At 66.4% G+C, this 16,146-nt stretch carries 17 protein-coding genes, 1 tRNA gene and 1 pseudogene; 13 read left to right on the plus strand and 6 right to left on the minus strand.

The genetic code is table 11. From position 1 onward, the window contains the following. The first annotated feature begins 74 nt into the window (after positions 1–74). The 3 genes and pseudogenes from lepA to AC14A7_RS09865 form a co-directional block, all read left to right on the plus strand. Entirely contained in the window at positions 75–1,925 is a 1,851-nt protein-coding gene (lepA, locus tag AC14A7_RS09855) for a translation elongation factor 4 (RefSeq protein ID WP_484008536.1), read from the plus strand. Beyond that, the gene (locus tag AC14A7_RS09860) at positions 1,925–2,128 is read left to right on the plus strand and encodes a hypothetical protein (protein WP_484008537.1); all 204 of its coding nucleotides are present in this window, start codon (positions 1,925–1,927) and stop codon (positions 2,126–2,128) included. Before lepA ends, AC14A7_RS09860 begins: the two co-directional genes overlap by 1 nt. A gap of 8 nt (positions 2,129–2,136) precedes the next feature. After that, positions 2,137–2,586 (plus strand): annotated as a pseudogene (locus AC14A7_RS09865) (DUF1990 family protein); the annotation flags it as partial. A 34-nt stretch (positions 2,587–2,620) separates the two neighbouring features. On the opposite strand, the gene AC14A7_RS09870 reads toward AC14A7_RS09865, so the two are convergent. Next, positions 2,621–3,445 (minus strand): NAD-dependent epimerase/dehydratase family protein, encoded by an 825-nt coding sequence (locus AC14A7_RS09870; RefSeq protein WP_484008538.1) that lies wholly within the window; start codon positions 3,443–3,445, stop codon positions 2,621–2,623. 39 nt (positions 3,446–3,484) lie between these two features. Between AC14A7_RS09870 and AC14A7_RS09875 the strand changes: the two genes are divergently transcribed. Next, positions 3,485–4,129 carry a DUF1990 family protein gene (locus AC14A7_RS09875; protein WP_484008540.1) on the plus strand — a complete coding sequence of 215 codons (645 nt, stop codon included), beginning with the start codon at positions 3,485–3,487 and terminating at the stop codon, positions 4,127–4,129. 1 nt (position 4,130) lies between these two features. Here AC14A7_RS09875 and AC14A7_RS09880 read toward each other — a convergent pair whose 3' ends face one another. The 3 genes from AC14A7_RS09880 to AC14A7_RS09890 form a co-directional block, all read right to left on the minus strand. Further along, positions 4,131–4,583, minus strand: a complete 453-nt coding sequence (locus AC14A7_RS09880) for a cytochrome c oxidase subunit 4 (RefSeq protein WP_484008541.1) — start codon at positions 4,581–4,583, stop codon at positions 4,131–4,133. Between the two features lie 61 nt (positions 4,584–4,644). Further along, positions 4,645–4,824 (minus strand): hypothetical protein, encoded by a 180-nt coding sequence (locus AC14A7_RS09885; protein ID WP_484008543.1) that lies wholly within the window; start codon positions 4,822–4,824, stop codon positions 4,645–4,647. A gap of 48 nt (positions 4,825–4,872) precedes the next feature. Further along, a tRNA-Leu gene (locus AC14A7_RS09890) sits at positions 4,873–4,955 on the minus strand. Positions 4,956–4,994: 39 nt separating this feature from the next. Here AC14A7_RS09890 and AC14A7_RS09895 point away from each other — a divergent pair. Then, positions 4,995–5,615, plus strand: coding sequence for an ANTAR domain-containing response regulator (locus tag AC14A7_RS09895; protein ID WP_484008544.1), 621 nt, complete (start codon positions 4,995–4,997; stop codon positions 5,613–5,615). Beyond that, a complete protein-coding gene (locus AC14A7_RS09900; RefSeq protein WP_484008546.1) occupies positions 5,615–6,361 on the plus strand; it encodes a hypothetical protein in 747 nt (248 codons plus the stop codon). The genes AC14A7_RS09895 and AC14A7_RS09900 overlap by 1 nt, the downstream gene beginning before the upstream one ends. Here the strand turns inward: AC14A7_RS09900 and AC14A7_RS09905 are convergent. Further along, positions 6,358–6,792: a hotdog fold thioesterase gene (locus AC14A7_RS09905; protein ID WP_484008547.1), complete on the minus strand. Its 435-nt coding sequence runs from the start codon at positions 6,790–6,792 to the stop codon at positions 6,358–6,360. The genes AC14A7_RS09900 and AC14A7_RS09905 overlap by 4 nt on opposite strands. Before the next feature lie 51 nt (positions 6,793–6,843). Here AC14A7_RS09905 and polA point away from each other — a divergent pair, with 51 nt between their 5' ends. The 7 genes from polA (at position 6,844) to rpsA (ending at position 15,327) form a co-directional block, all read left to right on the plus strand. Further along, positions 6,844–9,507: a DNA polymerase I gene (gene polA / locus AC14A7_RS09910; RefSeq protein WP_484008549.1), complete on the plus strand. Its 2,664-nt coding sequence runs from the start codon at positions 6,844–6,846 to the stop codon at positions 9,505–9,507. Continuing rightward, positions 9,504–9,764: an HPr family phosphocarrier protein gene (locus AC14A7_RS09915; RefSeq protein ID WP_484008587.1), complete on the plus strand. Its 261-nt coding sequence runs from the start codon at positions 9,504–9,506 to the stop codon at positions 9,762–9,764. The genes polA and AC14A7_RS09915 overlap by 4 nt, the downstream gene beginning before the upstream one ends. Further along, positions 9,761–11,413, plus strand: a complete 1,653-nt coding sequence (locus AC14A7_RS09920) for a DUF885 domain-containing protein (RefSeq protein ID WP_484008550.1) — start codon at positions 9,761–9,763, stop codon at positions 11,411–11,413. The genes AC14A7_RS09915 and AC14A7_RS09920 overlap by 4 nt, the downstream gene beginning before the upstream one ends. Then, a complete protein-coding gene (locus AC14A7_RS09925; protein WP_484008552.1) occupies positions 11,413–12,015 on the plus strand; it encodes a DUF4166 domain-containing protein in 603 nt (200 codons plus the stop codon). The genes AC14A7_RS09920 and AC14A7_RS09925 overlap by 1 nt, the downstream gene beginning before the upstream one ends. After that, positions 11,999–12,784: a nucleotidyltransferase domain-containing protein gene (locus tag AC14A7_RS09930; protein ID WP_484008554.1), complete on the plus strand. Its 786-nt coding sequence runs from the start codon at positions 11,999–12,001 to the stop codon at positions 12,782–12,784. Before AC14A7_RS09925 ends, AC14A7_RS09930 begins: the two co-directional genes overlap by 17 nt. Next, positions 12,781–13,746: an epimerase gene (locus AC14A7_RS09935; RefSeq protein ID WP_484008555.1), complete on the plus strand. Its 966-nt coding sequence runs from the start codon at positions 12,781–12,783 to the stop codon at positions 13,744–13,746. The genes AC14A7_RS09930 and AC14A7_RS09935 overlap by 4 nt, the downstream gene beginning before the upstream one ends. Positions 13,747–13,866: 120 nt before the next feature. Continuing rightward, on the plus strand, positions 13,867–15,327 hold the full coding sequence (gene rpsA, locus AC14A7_RS09940; RefSeq protein ID WP_484008556.1) for a 30S ribosomal protein S1: 1,461 nt from the start codon (positions 13,867–13,869) through the stop codon (positions 15,325–15,327). A gap of 216 nt (positions 15,328–15,543) precedes the next feature. Here the strand turns inward: rpsA and AC14A7_RS09945 are convergent, their stop codons facing one another. Further along, a complete protein-coding gene (locus tag AC14A7_RS09945; RefSeq protein WP_484008558.1) occupies positions 15,544–16,134 on the minus strand; it encodes a DUF4126 domain-containing protein in 591 nt (196 codons plus the stop codon). Positions 16,135–16,146 lie beyond the last annotated feature (12 nt).

Raw genomic sequence — 16,146 nt, forward strand, 5'->3', positions numbered from 1 at the left:
GGATGTCACTCCAAATGGGGCCAGAAACGGCACCAGCACGAGCGCGGCGGCGGTTCGTGGGACAATTGCCACAAATGTCTCCCCGCGCAACCACGGCCCTCGCCCCTGCCTCCACCGATCCGGCGTTCATCCGCAACTTCTGCATCATCGCCCACATCGACCACGGCAAGTCGACCCTCGCCGACCGCATGCTCGGCATCACCGGTGTCGTCAGCGACCGCGACATGCGCGCGCAGTACCTCGACCGCATGGATATCGAGCGCGAGCGCGGCATCACCATCAAGAGCCAGGCAGTTCGCATGCCGTGGGCCCTCGATGGCAAGCCCTATGCGCTCAACATGATCGACACCCCCGGGCACGTCGACTTCACCTACGAGGTCTCTCGCTCGCTCGCCGCGTGCGAGGGAGCCATCTTGCTCGTGGATGCCGCCCAGGGCATCGAGGCCCAGACCCTCGCGAACCTGTACCTCGCTCTCGACAACGACCTCACCATCATCCCGGTGCTCAACAAGATCGACCTGCCCGCCGCCGACCCCGATAAGTACGCCAAGGAGCTCGCGAGCCTCATCGGCGGGCACCCGGATGACGTGCTGCGCGTCAGCGGCAAGACCGGCATGGGCGTCGAAGACCTGCTCGATCGGGTCGTCGAGCTCATCCCGCCGCCGCAGGGTGACCCGAACGCGCCCAGCCGCGCGATGATCTTCGACTCGGTGTACGACTCCTACCGCGGCGTCATCACCTACGTGCGCGTCATCGACGGCAAGCTCAGCCCGCGCGAGAAGATCCAGATGATGTCGACGCGTGCGGTGCACGAGCTGCTCGAGATCGGTGTGTCCTCGCCAGAGCCGACGCCATCCAAGGGTCTCGGTGTCGGTGAGGTCGGCTACCTGATCACGGGTGTGAAAGACGTGCGCCAGTCGAAGGTCGGCGACACCGTAACCAACGCGCAGAAGCCGTCGAGCCAGGCGCTGCCCGGCTACACCGACCCGAAGCCGATGGTCTTCTCTGGCCTCTACCCGATCGACGGCAGCGACTACCCGATCCTGCGCGAGGCGCTCGACAAGCTGAAGCTCTCGGACGCCTCGCTCAACTACGAGCCAGAGACCTCCGTCGCCCTCGGCTTCGGGTTCCGCTGCGGGTTCCTCGGGCTCCTCCACCTCGAGATCGTGACAGAGCGCCTCGAGCGCGAGTTCGGCCTCGACCTCATCGCGACGGCACCGTCGGTGCCATACGAGGTGACGACGGAGGACAAGAAGCACTTCACAGTCACCAACCCGAGCGAGTTCCCGACCGGCACCAAGATCGCCTCGGTCAGCGAGCCGATGGTGCGAGCCGCGATCCTCGCCCCGAAGGACTACGTCGGCACGATCATGGAGCTCTGCCAGTCCCGCCGCGGCACGCTCATCGGCATGGACTACCTCGGCGAAGACCGGGTGGAGATCAAGTACACGATCCCACTCGGCGAGATCGTCTTCGACTTCTTCGACCAGCTCAAGTCGAAGACCGCCGGCTACGCCTCCCTCGACTACGAGCCGAGTGGTGAGGCGGAGGCCGATCTGGTCAAGGTCGACATCCTGCTGCAGGGCGAGGCTGTCGACGCGTTCAGCGCCATCGTACACCGCGACAAGGCATACGCCTACGGAGTGCTCATGACGGAGCGCCTGAAGAAGCTCATTCCACGCCAGCAGTTCGAGGTGCCGATCCAGGCCGCCATCGGGGCCCGCATCATCGCGCGCGAGTCGATCAGCGCCATCCGCAAAGACGTGCTCGCCAAGTGCTATGGCGGTGACATCACCCGCAAGCGCAAGCTCCTCGAGAAGCAGAAGGAGGGCAAGAAGCGCATGAAGATGGTGGGTCGCGTCGAGGTGCCGCAGGAGGCGTTCGTCGCAGCCCTCACCGGCGACGTCGAGGAGAAGAAGAAGTAGTGGCAGAGCCAGTGCAGGGCGAAGCCGCCTGGAAGTTCGCCATCATGTTCCAGATCGGCATGATCCTCGTCGGCGTCGTGCTCATCATTATCGGGTCGACCGCCCCGGCCGTCATCCCCGTGCTGCTCGGCCTGCTCTTCATCGCGCTTGCCCTCGGCGGCATCTACTTCGCGCGGCGCAACCTGCACGAGCTGCGCAAATAGGGCAGCGGATGCCGCTGCCGAACTTCGCCCACGGCGGCATCACCCGCACGTCTCCCGCTGCAATCCCGCCCGGCTACCGCCTGGTCGAGCGGCGCACGCCTCTCGGCTCTGGCGACGCCGTGCGCGACCGGGCTATGGCGATCGTGCTGTCATGGGGCGTGAAGACCCGCGCCGGGTTCCGCGTGAGTCCGACGACGGACGCGGTGCGGGCGGGCGACGAGTACACGATCACGCTCGGCCCCATCCGCGAGCCGGTGCGGGTGGAATGGCGAAGTGCTGCTGGCTTCGGCTATACGACCCTCGCGGGCCACCCGCTCAGCGGCGAGGAGGCTTTCCTCGTCGAGCACGGCGCTGACGGGATGGTGACCTTCGTCTACCGCTCCGTGTCGCGTCCTGCGACGCTCGGCTGGCGCATCCTGTCACCCGTGCTGCGCCTCGCGCAGGCGTACTTCGTGCGACGGTACGGGCGCGTGGTGGCCCGCGCCGTGCGCACTAGTTGGAACGCCACCCGAACGCCGGCTCGTACCCGAGCTCTGCCCGCGCCTTCTCGATCGACAGCAGTGTCTCGAACTCGCCGAGCTCTCGCTTCACCTCAAGGGTCGGGTAGTACGAAGCGATGAGGGATGCCGTCGGAACGTCGAGCACCGTGTCGGCGTTCGCGATGACGAAGCGGTCGAAGCCCGGCTTGCTGCGCACGAGGGAGAGCAGCACCGCCTGGGCGGCATCCCGCGCATCGATGTAGCCCCAGAGGTTCCACTTGCGGTTCTCCGCTGTGAAGTCGGCGAACGCCGGGTAGTCGGTGGGCACCATGACGTTGGAGAAGCGCAGAGCCGTGATCGACAGCGAGTCGTCCCAGCGCACGAGCTTCTGCGCGAGCTCCTCCTCGAGGTGCTTGACCACGGCGTACATCGACTCCGGCCTCGAGTCGTAGTCCTCGTCGACGGGCAGGTACGGGGGAGCGGTCTCGAACGGAATGCCGAGCAGCGTCTCACTCGACGCGTAGACGACCGTGCGAATGCCGGCCCGGCGGGCTGCCTGGAAGACGTTGAAGGTGGCGCCCATGTTGTTGTGGAACGTTGCCGACTCCGGGGCGATGCCTCCGGCCGGAATCGCGGCGAGGTGCACGACCGCGTCGAAGCGCCCGCCCTCGTGCAGGGCGTCGACAACCTGGCCGTAGTCGGCGACGTCGACGAAGAGGAAGCCCTCGCCTCGCTCTCCGGCACGGTCCATTCCCACGACCTCGTGTCCGGCATCCTTCAGGTAGGCGACGACGACAGCGCCGAGCTTGCCGGTCGAGCCGGTGACTGCGATTCTCATGACCCCAGTGTCGCACCGGGCGCTGGGTAGAATGGCCTGGTGAAGACGGAGCTATGGAAACAGCCCGTCACCTATGCCGCGATCGGGCTGACCCAGGCAGACGACCTCCTGCGGTACCCACCACGCGGCTATCGCGCCATCGAACGGGTCATGCGCATCGGCCACGGCGAGGCCCGGTTCGAGTACGCCTCGCTCGCTGCACTCACCTGGGGCATCCAGCGCAACAGCGGCTTCCGCGTCATCCACACCGACAGCCCGCCGCAGGTGACCGACGGCACGTACGCTCCCGTGACATTCGACGACCAGGGCGAACCGCAGTCTCCCGCGGTGGGAGAGCTCGCGGATGAGGTTGTCTACGGCGAGGACGGCACGCCCATGATCGTCGCAGGCGACACCGCTCTGCTGCGGCTGCCCATCGGCATCAAGCTCCCCGTGCGCGTCATCTACGTCGTCAACGAGCCGAAGAAGGTCGGCTTCGCATACGGAACCCTGCGCGGGCATCCGGAGGACGGCGAGGAGGCATGGATCGTCGAGCACAGAGACGACGACTCCGTCTGGATGACCGTGCGCGCCTTCTCGCGCCCGGCGAACCTGTTCTGGTGGTGCGGGTACCCCATCCTCCGCATCGTGCAGGAGGTCTACACGAGGCGATACCTTCGCTCGCTCGCGGGGCCGATCGGCTGAGCTAGTGCGAGAAGTACCCGCGGTAGTACTCGTAGACCCAGCCGATGATCGCCAGCACGGCGATCGGCGCGCCGAGGAACGATAGCCAGATGCCCGCGGCAAGGCCGATGAACACGAGCGCGAGGGCCCCGGCGAGCAGTACGGGCCACCAGCTGTGTGGGCTGAACATGCCCTGCTCCGCCTCGCCGTCGTCGATCTCCGCGTCGGCGCGGTCTTCGGGGAGGCGGCCGACGCTGCGTGAGACGCGAGTGAGGTAGAAGGCGATGAGCCCAGAGAGCACGGCGCACAGCCCCAGCGCTACGGTGCCAGCCCACTCGATGGGCGGGCCCTGGATCGTGGTCGGATAGGTTGCCGCCCGTTGGGATCCATAGGCGAGCGTCCACACCACGTACACGGTGGTGGCGAGGATGAAGAAGCCGCAGAGTATGAACATGAGTCGCGCGTTCGCTGTCATGCATCCATGAGACGCCCGAGATCATGCCGGCTCTAGGCCCTTGACGAACGCGGAGAGAGTGCTAGTCGATCGGCTGCTGCTTCTGCTCGCTGCCGTCGCTCACATCGGCCTCCGTCGTGCCGAGCTCCTGCTCCGCGTCAGCAAGCCCCTCGTGCTCCGGGTTCTCTCCGACGCTCGTGCCGGATCCGGTCGCGGTGCTGCCGGGGGAGATGAGGGCTTCGTTGTCGTGTGTGTCGCTCATGCGCTCCACTATCGACGCGCGCCCTGCGAAGAGCCTGAAACCACGTTGTGCCGGTGGTGGGGGTCGAACCCACACGCCCTTTCGAGCAAAGCATTTTGAGTGCTCCGCGTCTGCCATTCCGCCACACCGGCGCACAACAACGATCCTGAGAATACCGTAGAGTCATTTTCGTGACAGACGCAGACGCGCCCCTCCAGGAGACGCAGCCAGCCCCCGCGCGACGGGTGGTTGTCGCTGAAGACGAGTCCCTCATCCGCATGGACATTGTCGAGATCCTTCGCGACGCCGGCTTCGACGTCGTCGGCGAGGCTGGCGATGGAGAGGCAGCGGTCGCGCTCGCGACAGAGCTCAAGCCCGACCTCGTCATCATGGACGTCAAGATGCCAAAGCTCGATGGCATTTCTGCTGCAGAGCAGCTCAACAAGAACCACATCGCTCCCGTGGTGCTGCTGACCGCGTTCAGCCAGAAGGAGCTCGTCGAACGTGCCTCTGAGGCCGGGGCCCTTGCCTACGTCGTCAAGCCGTTCACACCCAACGACCTGCTGCCCGCGATCGAGATCGCGCTCAGCCGCTATACGCAGATCCTCACGCTCGAGTCAGAGGTCGCCGACCTCGCCGAGCGCTTCGAGACCCGCAAGCTCGTCGACAGGGCCAAGGGCCTTCTCAACGACAAGATGGGGCTCACCGAGCCGGAGGCGTTCCGCTGGATCCAGAAGGCATCCATGGATCGCCGGCTCACCATGCACGACGTCGCCATCACGATCATCGACCAGCTCAGCCCCAAGAAGTAGTGCACGGTCGTCGCGCCATCGCCGGTGTGACAGCCCTCCTCTCGGCGGCGATCCTGTGCGCATGCACTGCGGCGCCTGAACCAGAGCCACAGCCAGATGCGCGTCACATCGCCGCGTCGGAGTTCGAGGGGCTCGTCTCCGCCGACGACCTCCAGCTCGACCAGCCGATCGACACCACGTTCAACCTCGAGCCGCTCGCGCTGAAGGCCCCATCCATCCTCTCCTTCTGGGAGGCATCCGACGGCAAGCCAGACGACTGTCTTAAGAGCTACTTCGTGTCGTTCCTGCTCCAGCCGAGCGAGGTTGAATCCTCTCCCGACGACGAGTTCGCCGACATCGCCGGGTACTACCCGGGTGACGACGGTGGCATCAACGTCGCCGCGCGATCCTTCGAGTCGGAGGATGCCGCGGTCGCCTTCCTCGGCACCGTCGCTCCCAGCGCCGCAGCCTGCACCGCTGCCGGAGGATACGAGCTGTACCAGGGCGACGGCGTGGTCGGGTGGGACGTGTCTGCGGTGGCGACGAGCACGCCATCTGGGCTGACGGTTCCCGAGGGCGTCACCGCCGTCGAGCAGGATGAGACGATCGTCGACGGCTACGCGGCCAGGTACCGCCTGACCCTGCTTCAGTTCGACAACGCCGTGGTGGCCATCACCGCCCAGCTGGCTACCGACAGTACCTTCTCGCTAGAGCAGGTCGACGACCTCGCCGAGCGCGTGGCCGAGCGGCTGGCGAGCCTCGACTAGTCGGTCTTCTGATCGAGCAGCATGTTGGTCATGCGAACGGTCGAGAGTCGCCGACCCGACTCATCCGTAATGACGATCTCGTGTGTCGCGAGGGTGCGGCCGAGCGAGAGGGCCCGGCAGGTTCCCGTGACGAAGCCGCTCGTGATCGACCGGCTGTGCGTCGCGTTGATCTCGATGCCGACGGCGTAGCGGCCGGGGCCGGCGTGGATGGCAGAGGAGATCGAGCCGAGCGACTCGCCGAGCACGACGTGCGCACCGCCGTGCAGCAGGCCGACGACCTGGGTGTTGCCCTCGACCGGCATCCTCGCGACGGAGTAGTCAGCAGAGAGCTCGAGGAACTCGATGCCCATCTTCGTCGTGAGCGCCCCTCCGCCCGAGCTGACGAGTCGTTCGAAGAGCTCTGGCGCGAGGCCGTCTGGCAGCTTGGTCATGGCATCCTTGCGGGTCTGGGGGCTGTCGGCGGGCGCGGCTAGGCTGGCTGCGTGTCGGACTCCGAAAAGCCTACCCTCATGGTCATTGACGGCCACTCGCTCGCCTTCCGGGCCTTCTACGCCCTACCGGTCGACAGTTTCCAGAACCGGGAGGGGCAGCACACCAACGCCATCCACGGCTTCATCTCGATGCTGATCAACCTGCTGAAGAACGAGAACCCGACCCACCTCGCCGTGGCCTTCGACATCTCGCGGTACTCCTTCCGCACCAGGGTGAACCCCGACTACAAGGGAACGCGCGGCGAGACGCCACCGGAGTTCATCGGGCAGGTGCCGCTGCTGCAGGAGGCGCTTGCAGCCATGAACATCACCACGATCACCAAGGAGGACTACGAGGCCGACGACATCCTCGCCACCCTCGCCACCCGTGGTCGCGCAGAGGGCTACAAGGTCGCCGTCGTCTCTGGCGACCGCGACACCTTCCAGCTCATCAACGACGACGTGATGGTGCTGTACCCGAACGCCCGTGGCGTCAGCGAGCTCAAGCGATACGACCGTGACGCCGTGTTCGAGCGCTACGGAATCGAGCCGTCGTCCTACCCCGACATCGCCGCCCTCGTCGGCGAGACGAGCGACAACCTCATCGGCATCGACAAGGTCGGAGAGAAGACGGCGATCAAGTGGGTGCTGAAGTACGGCAACCTCGCGGGCATCCTCGAGCACGGCGACGAGATCACCGGCGTGGTGGGAGAGAAGCTGCGAGAGCAGCGGGATCGCGCGATCCAGAACCGCCAGCTCAACCACCTCGTCACCGATGTGGAGCTACCGGTGAAGCTGCAGGATCTCGAGCGCAAGATGATCAACGAGCAGGCCGTTCGCGAGGTCTTCGACAAGCTGCAGTTCAAGACGCTGCTCGAGCGCCTGCTGAAGTCCGACATGAGCGACGCGTCACCGGATGCCGCGGCCGTCGCGAGCGCGCCCTCCTCCGACATCCCGCCGGTGCGCACCCTCATCGACGAAGAGCTCGCCTTCTGGATCGACACCCAGTCGGCGAAGGGCACCGCACCGCTCGGCCTTCGCGTCGAGTCGCAGGGCGGGCAGGTCACCGGCCTCGGGCTCGCCTCGCTCACCGACTCGGTCTACGTGCCGTGGAAGGCGGGAACGGGCGACTACGTCGCGCTAGAGCAGTGGCTCGCGAGTGAGGCGCCGAAGGTGCTGCAGTCGTCGAAGCAGCAGCTCAAGGTGCTGGCGACATCCGGCCTCGACCTCAAGGGCATCGCGTTCGACACGAGCATCGCGTCGTGGCTGATCAAGCCCGGAGTCAAGGAGAGCGATCTCGCGACCCAGGTCTACGACTTCCTCGGCGACCGCCTTGCACAGGCCGACCCCAACCAGCTCGTTCCCGATACCGAGGCAGCGAGCCCCGCCACGGAGGCGTGGTTCATCCTGCGGGTGGCAGAGTACCTGGCCGACAAGATCGAGCCGGGCAGCCTCGGTGTCATGAACGACATCGAGCTGCCGCTCGTGTCGGTGCTCGGCGCCATGGAGCTGCGCGGAATCGCGGTCGACCACGACATCCTGTACGGCCTCAATGGCGAGCTTGCAGAGAGCTCGGCCGAGGTCGCGGCCAAGGCCTTCGCCGAGATCGGCAAGGAGATCAACCTCGGCTCGCCGAAGCAGCTGCAGGAGGTGCTCTTCGACCAGCTCGGCATGCCCAAGACCCGCGCGAACAAGACGGGCTACTCGACCGACGCGGCGGCGCTCGCCGACCTGCAAGAGCAGAACCCGCACCCGTTCCTCGGCCTGCTGCTCGAGCACCGCGACGCGACGAAGCTCATGCAGATCATCCAGACTCTCGACAAGTCGATCGACGCGACTGGTCGAATCCACACGACCTACGACCAGACCGGGTCGAGCACTGGCCGCATCTCGTCGAACGAGCCCAACCTGCAGAACATCCCGGTGAAGACGGCGACCGGCCGTCGCATCCGGTCGGCCTTCACCAAGGGCGAGGGCTTTGAGACCCTGCTGACCGCCGACTACTCCCAGATCGAGATGCGGATCATGGCGCATCTCTCCGGCGACGCCGGCCTCATCGAGGCATTCAACAGCGGGGAAGACCTGCACCGCTTCGTCGGAGCCCGCATCTTCCACGTTGCACCAGAGGATGTCACGCCGACCATGCGCACCAAGGTGAAGGCCATGTCCTACGGGCTCGCCTACGGTCTCAGCGCGTTCGGGCTCTCGAAGCAGCTGCGCATCGACACCGCGGAGGCCAAGGAGCTCATGGCCGGCTACTTCGCCCGGTTCGGTGCCGTGCGCGACTACCTGCGCAGCGTCGTCGAGCAGGCCAAGATCGACGGCTACACGACGACGATCTTCGGTCGTCGGCGGCCGTTCCCCGACCTCGCCTCGACCAACCGGGTGCTGCGCGAGAACGCGGAGCGCGCAGCACTGAACTCGCCGATCCAGGGGTCGGCCGCCGACATCATCAAGAGCGCGATGCTCGGGGTGCATGCCGACATCGCTGAGCAGGGCCTCCAGTCGAACATGCTCATGCAGGTGCACGACGAGCTGGTGTTCGAGATCTTCCCGGGCGAGCTCGACGCGATGACAGAGCTCGTTCGAAATAACATGGCGGGCGCCGCCGACCTTCAGGTGCCCCTCGACGTGCAGATCGGCACCGGCGACAACTGGGACGAGGCAGCCCACTGATGCAACGGGAGGCGACCATCGGGTCGAGCGTCGGCCTGCACGCGCGGCCGGCCTCGATCTTCGTGCAGGCGGTGGCCGCTGCGGGCGCCGCAGTCACGCTGCGATCGGGAGACAGGTCTGTCAATGCCGCGAGCATCCTCGGCGTGCTCTCCCTCGGCGTCGGCGCTGGCACGACCGTGATCCTCGAATCCGATGACGGGGCCGCCCTCGAGTCACTCGTCGCCCTGCTGGAATCCGACATGGATGGAGCATCATGACCGACCGCACCCCTACCCCGATCGACGCCATAGCCGAGGACTACCTCGACACCTACCTCGAGCACGTTCCAGAGGAGCGCGTCTACCTCGGCCGCCCCGGCCGCGAGGGGGAGTACGCGGACTACTCGCCCGCGGGAGCTGATGCCCTCATCGACGACACCCGTGCGGCTCTCGCCCGCATCCGCGGCGCGGAGGTTGTCGACGAGGTCGACCGGGTCACCAAGCTCGACCTCACCCGCAGCCTCGAGCTGTCGGTCGCGAAGCACGAGGCGGGATTCGGCCTTCGCAACCTCAACGTGATCGCGAGCCCCGCGCAGGAGCTGCGCGAGATCTTCGACCTCATGCCGACGGCGACTGAGACCGACTGGCAGCACATCGCGGAGCGCATGCACAACCTGCCGGCCGCCATGGCCGGCTACCAGGAGAGCCTGCGTGCCGGGGCTGCCGCCGGCTCTGCTCCCGCCATCCGCCAGGTCGAGGAGAACATCACCCAGGCATCGAAGCACGCCGCCGGCGACGGCTTCTTCTTCACCTTCGCCGCCGAGGGCGCGTCAGCGCACGGGGCCCTGGAGAAGCAGCTGGAGACGGGTGCGAAGGCGGCGTCTGAGGCATATGCGGGCTTCGTGCGCTTTCTGCGCGCGGAGCTCGCACCCCATGCGCCGCAGAAGGACGCGGTGGGGCGCGAACTGTACGCGCTGGCATCCAGCGACTTCCTCGGTGCCGTGATCGACCTCGACGAGACCTACGAGTGGGGCATCGAAGAGCTCGCCCGCATGACCGCGGAGCAGGAGGCGATCGCCAACGAGATCCTTCCGGGTGCCAGCGTGCTCGAGGCGATCGCGCACCTCGACAACGACCCCTCGCTCAAGCTGCACGGCACCAAGGCACTGCAGGAGTGGATGCAGCGCACCAGCGACCAGGCGATCGAAGAGCTCGGTCGTACCCATTTCGATATCGCGCCAGAGATCCGCGCGCTCGAGTGCATGATCGCCCCGACCCAGGAGGGCGGCATCTACTACACGCCGCCGACCGACGACTTCTCGCGGGCGGGGCGCATGTGGTGGAGCGTGCCGGAGGGCGTCACCGAGTTCGACACCTGGCGCGAGCTCACGACGGTCTACCACGAGGGCGTTCCCGGCCATCACCTGCAGCTCGGCCAGGCGGTCTACAACAAGGCGCAGCTCAACGCCTGGCGTCGCATCGCCGGCACCAGCGGGCACGCAGAGGGCTGGGCGCTCTACGCGGAGCGCCTCATGGACGAGCTCGGCTACCTCACCACGCCGGCCGACCGCCTCGGCATGCTCGACGGCCAGCGCATGCGGGCCGCGCGCGTCGTTCTCGACATCGGGGTGCACCTCGAGAAGACGATGCCAGGCTCTGATGCCATCTGGACGGGGGAGGCCGCGTTCCCCTTCCTCGCCGCCAACGTCAATATGAACGACCAGTTCGTGCGCTTCGAGGTCAACCGCTACCTCGGCTGGCCGGGCCAGGCACCGTCGTACAAGGTCGGCCAGCGCATCTGGGAGCAGCTGCGCGACGAGTACGCCCGCCGAGAGGGAGCCGCATTCGACATCAAGGCGTTCCACAAGAAGGCGCTCGACATCGGGGGCGTCGGCCTCGACACGCTGCGCACGGCGATGCTCGACTAGTGCGGTCACCCTACGAGGCCCTGCGCCTAGAGGGGCTGCACCCTCGGCTCGCGGGGTACTTCTCCACGATTCCGTCGGGCAGCGTCGGTCGGGGAACCGGGGTGTTCGACGTGGTCGGCACACCTAGGCGCTGGTTGTGGCCGGTGCTCTGGATTCTCGGACGACAGGGCGTGCTCTTCCCCTTCTGGGGCCGCGATGTGCCGTTCGCCGTGACCAATACGCAGACGGATGCCGGCCTGACCGCCACGCGCACCTTCCAGTTTCCGGCTGCATCACGCTCCATGGTCGACCTCATGACCGCGCGCGATGGCGGGCTCCGCGATGATCTCGGCACCCGGCGGCGATACTGCGCCCACCTCGAGGCCTCTGTCGAGAGCGGGGCGATTCGGCTTCGATCGGTGGGGATGTGGATCAGGGTCGGCAGCATCCGCGTGCCTGTTCCCGGCAGCATCGACCTCACGGAACGCTGGGACGCCGACCGCGGCCAGCAGCACGTTTCCGCTGTCGTCTCGGTGCCCCTGATCGGTCGGGTCTACGAGTACTCGGGATACTTTGACTATGCAGTGATCGCAGAAGGAGAACACCGTGCTGTCACACCATGAGACCGCCATCGCCAACGTCGTGACGCGCTTCAGCGCTGATCCGGAGGTGCTCGCGATCGTGCTCGCGGGGTCGCTCGCGCACGGCCACGCGACTGCGACGTCAGACGTCGACATCCTTCTCGTAATCTCCGATGCCCAGCTCGCCGAGCGACAGGCGAGGCTCGACACGGCGTTCTCCGACATCGAGCTCGCTGGCTACGAGGGCGGCTACATCGACGTCAAGTACGTGAGCCCTGGCTACATCGATCTGGTCGCGGCCAAGGGCAGCGAGCCCGCGCGGTTCGCGTTTGAGGGGGCGCGGGTTTTGTTCTCCCGCCTCGATGGCCTCGAGGCGCGGCTCGCCGCGGCGGCCACGTATCCCGTGGCGCTCAAAGCAGATCGCATCGCCCGATTCGCCGCCCAGCTCGACGCCTGGCGCTGGATGGCAGGGGAGGCGGGCGCGAAGGGCGACCCGTACCTCGCGGCAACAGCAGCAAGTCGTGTCGTGCTGTTTGCCGGACGCTTGCTGCTCGCCCACAACGAGAGGCTCTACCCGTTCCACAAGTGGTTCCTGCGAGAGCTCGAGTCGGTGCCAGACAAGCCTGCCGGAATCGTCGAGCTGATGCGCGCCGCGACAGCGGCCCCGACGACCGCGGGGTCCCGGGCCGTGGCTGACGCGGTGCTCGGCTTCCGCGACTGGGAGCGCGGCGAGGTCTCGTGGCCGAACCTGTTCCTCCGCGATACCGAGCAGCCCTGGGTTCGTGACGCGACGGCAGTGGAGGACCTGTGAAGACCGTAGTGCTGGCCGGAGCGAGCGGTTTCATCGGACGCGAGCTGGCCGCCGCCTATCGTGCCGAGGGTGCGCGGGTGCATGTCATCGGCCGCACCGGACCGGATGCCCGCTGGGGCCAGACCGCGGCGATCACCGATCTCGTCGACGGTGCTGACCTTCTCATCAACATGGCGGGCAAGAGCGTCAACTGCCGCTACACGCCGGAGAATCGCGCGGAGATCATCCGCTCGAGAGTCGAGACGACCCGTGAACTTGCGGAGGCCGTTTCCTCCGCGGAGAACCCGCCGCCACTCTGGATCAACTCCTCGACCGCGACGATCTACCGCCACGCGGAGGATCGCCCGCAGACAGAGGCCGACGGCGAACTGGGGGAGGGCTTCTCCGTCGAGGTCGCCAAGGCATGGGAGGCCGCGCTGTTCGAGCGACCGCTGCCGGGCACCCGCCGTGTCGCGCTGCGCACCGCCATCGTGCTCGGCGACGGCAGCGTCATGGGCCCGCTCAGCAGGCTCGCGCGCTTCGGCTTCGGGGGAGCGCAGCTCGACGGCCGTTGGTTCGCCTCCGCGTCCCGTCGTGCGGCTGGCACGTTCCACGAGTTCAGGGCGCGCGGAGGCCACCAGCGATTCAGCTGGGTGCACATGGATGACGTCATCGGCGCCATCCGCTTCCTCGAGCAGCACGAGGAGCTCGACGGTGCCGTCAACCTGTCGAGTCCGTCACCCACCGACAGCGCCGGCTTCATGCGCACCCTCCGTTCCGTGCTGAAGGTGCCGTTCGGCATCCCCGCCCCGCGTTTCGTGCTCGAGATCGGATCGGCCGTGATCAAGACGGAGACCGAGCTCGTGCTCAAGAGCCGCTGGGTGCTGCCGAAGCGACTGCTCGACGCCGGCTACGAGTTCGCCTACCCGGAGCTGACGCCGGCACTGCGGCAGATCATCGCCGCGAAAAGTGGCTTGGCGTAGGTTTCCTCAGGCGCTAGACTGGAATGTCGCAATTCTGCGATCTATCCGCCTGCCATCGGCGAAGCAAAGCTCTTTCTCGTCAATGGCCATATTTATTGTCCACATCGGAGTAACAACTACATGACTATCGCACCGACCGCCAAGGCACCCAAGCAGGTCGCCATCAATGACATCGGATCTGCTGAAGACTTTCTCGCCGCGGTCGAAAAGACGCTGAAGTTCTTCAACGACGGAGACCTCATCGAGGGCACCGTCGTCAAGATCGACCGCGACGAGGTTCTCCTCGACGTCGGCTACAAGACCGAGGGTGTCATCCCCTCCCGCGAGCTCTCCATCAAGCACGACGTCGACCCCACTGAGGTCGTCAAGGTCGGCGACACGGTCGAGGCCCTCGTTCTCCAGAAGGAGGACAAGGAAGGCCGTCTGATCCTGTCCAAGAAGCGCGCTCAGTACGAGCGTGCGTGGGGCGATGTCGAGAAGATCAAGGATGACGACGGCGTCGTCACCGGTTCGGTCATCGAGGTCGTCAAGGGCGGTCTCATCGTCGACATCGGACTCCGTGGCTTCCTGCCGGCCTCGCTCATCGAGCTGCGCCGCGTTCGCGACCTCACGCCGTACCTCGGCCAGGAGATCGAGGCCAAGATCCTCGAGCTCGACAAGAACCGCAACAACGTCGTGCTCTCGCGCCGCGCCCTGCTCGAGCAGACGCAGTCCGAGTCCCGCACCACGTTCCTCGCGAACCTCGCCAAGGGCCAGGTCCGCAAGGGTGTCGTCTCCTCGATCGTCAACTTCGGCGCGTTCGTCGACCTCGGCGGCGTCGACGGTCTCGTTCACGTCTCCGAGCTCTCGTGGAAGCACATCGAGCACGCCTCCGAGGTCGTCGAGGTTGGCCAGGAGGTCACCGTCGAGATCCTCGAGGTCGACCTCGAGCGCGAGCGCGTGTCGCTCTCCCTCAAGGCCACCCAGGAAGACCCGTGGCAGGTGTTCGCGCGTACGCACGCGATCGGCCAGGTTGCTCCCGGAAAGGTCACGAAGCTCGTTCCCTTCGGCGCGTTCGTTCGCGTTGCAGAGGGAATCGAGGGCCTCGTGCACATCTCCGAGCTGTCGGGCAAGCACGTCGAGCTCGCCGAGCAGGTTGTCTCGGTCGGCGACGACGTCTTCGTCAAGGTCATCGACATCGACCTCGAGCGTCGCCGCATCTCGCTCAGCCTCAAGCAGGCCAACGAGGGCGTCGACCCAGAGGGCACCGAGTTCGACCCGGCGCTGTACGGCATGCTCACCGAGTACGACGAGAACGGCGAGTACAAGTACCCAGAGGGCTTCGACTCCGAGACGCAGGAGTGGAAGGAAGGCTTCGACACTCAGCGCGAGGCATGGGAGCTCGAGTACGCAGCTGCCCAGGCTCGCTGGGAGCAGCACAAGAAGCAGGTTGCAGCTGCAGCCGCTGACGAGCTGAACACGTCGAACGACGTTCCTGCCGGAGCATCCACGTTCGGTGCAGAGACCGAGTCTGGCGCGGGCACCCTCGCCGACGACGAGTCGCTCGCCGCACTGCGTGAGAAGCTCTCGAACAACTCCTAGTAGTTGCCAGCGCGAACGGCCGGTCCCCTCGGGGGCCGGCCGTTCTGCGTTCGCACCGACCGCCGCGTGCGCGTGCCGCGTGTGCAAAACAGGAACGTGAGTGATGGATGCGCACTCAGTAGCCAAAAACATGGCTATTGGGGCCAGCTATAGCCGCATGGGCCGCTCACATTCCTGAGGGCAAGGGCCGGCTGGGGAGCCGTGGGCGCGGCGCGCTCACGTGCTGAGGGCGACGTCCTTCTTCGTGCGCCGGAACAGCGCTACGAAGCCGAGGATGATGGCGGCGATGAGCAGGATGACCAGCACCGGCAGCAGCAGCGCGGCGATGCTGAGGCCAACGCTTCCGACATCCTCTGCCGCGCTCACCGCGGGGCCTCCCGCGCCGAACGTCATGGCGTGCACCATGGGGCGCGACGCCGACTTGGCGCCGTGCACGACGAGGGCTATGAGGATGCCCGCGACGATGGGAACCCACTGGTTCGACTCGAAGAAGGCGGCAGGGTCGTCGACGAGCGCGGTGCTGGAGCTGGAGCCGGATCCGAAGACGATTCCTCCGGCTGCTGGCCGAACGATCGTCTGCAGCCAGTCGTTGATGTTGTCGACAACGGGGATCTTGTCGGCGACGATCTCGATGACGAGCAGCACGCCGATGATGACGAGCACCCACTCGTTGCTGAGCCACGCCCAGCCGGCCGGCAGCTGCACGAAGTCGAGGAACCGGGAGGCGAGGCCGATCGTGAGCAGGGGGATGTATGCGTTGAGCCCCGCGGCGAACGCGAGGCCGGTGCCGGTCAACAGCTCGAACATGCGATGCCTCTC

The organism is Conyzicola sp., from assembly GCF_057073975.1.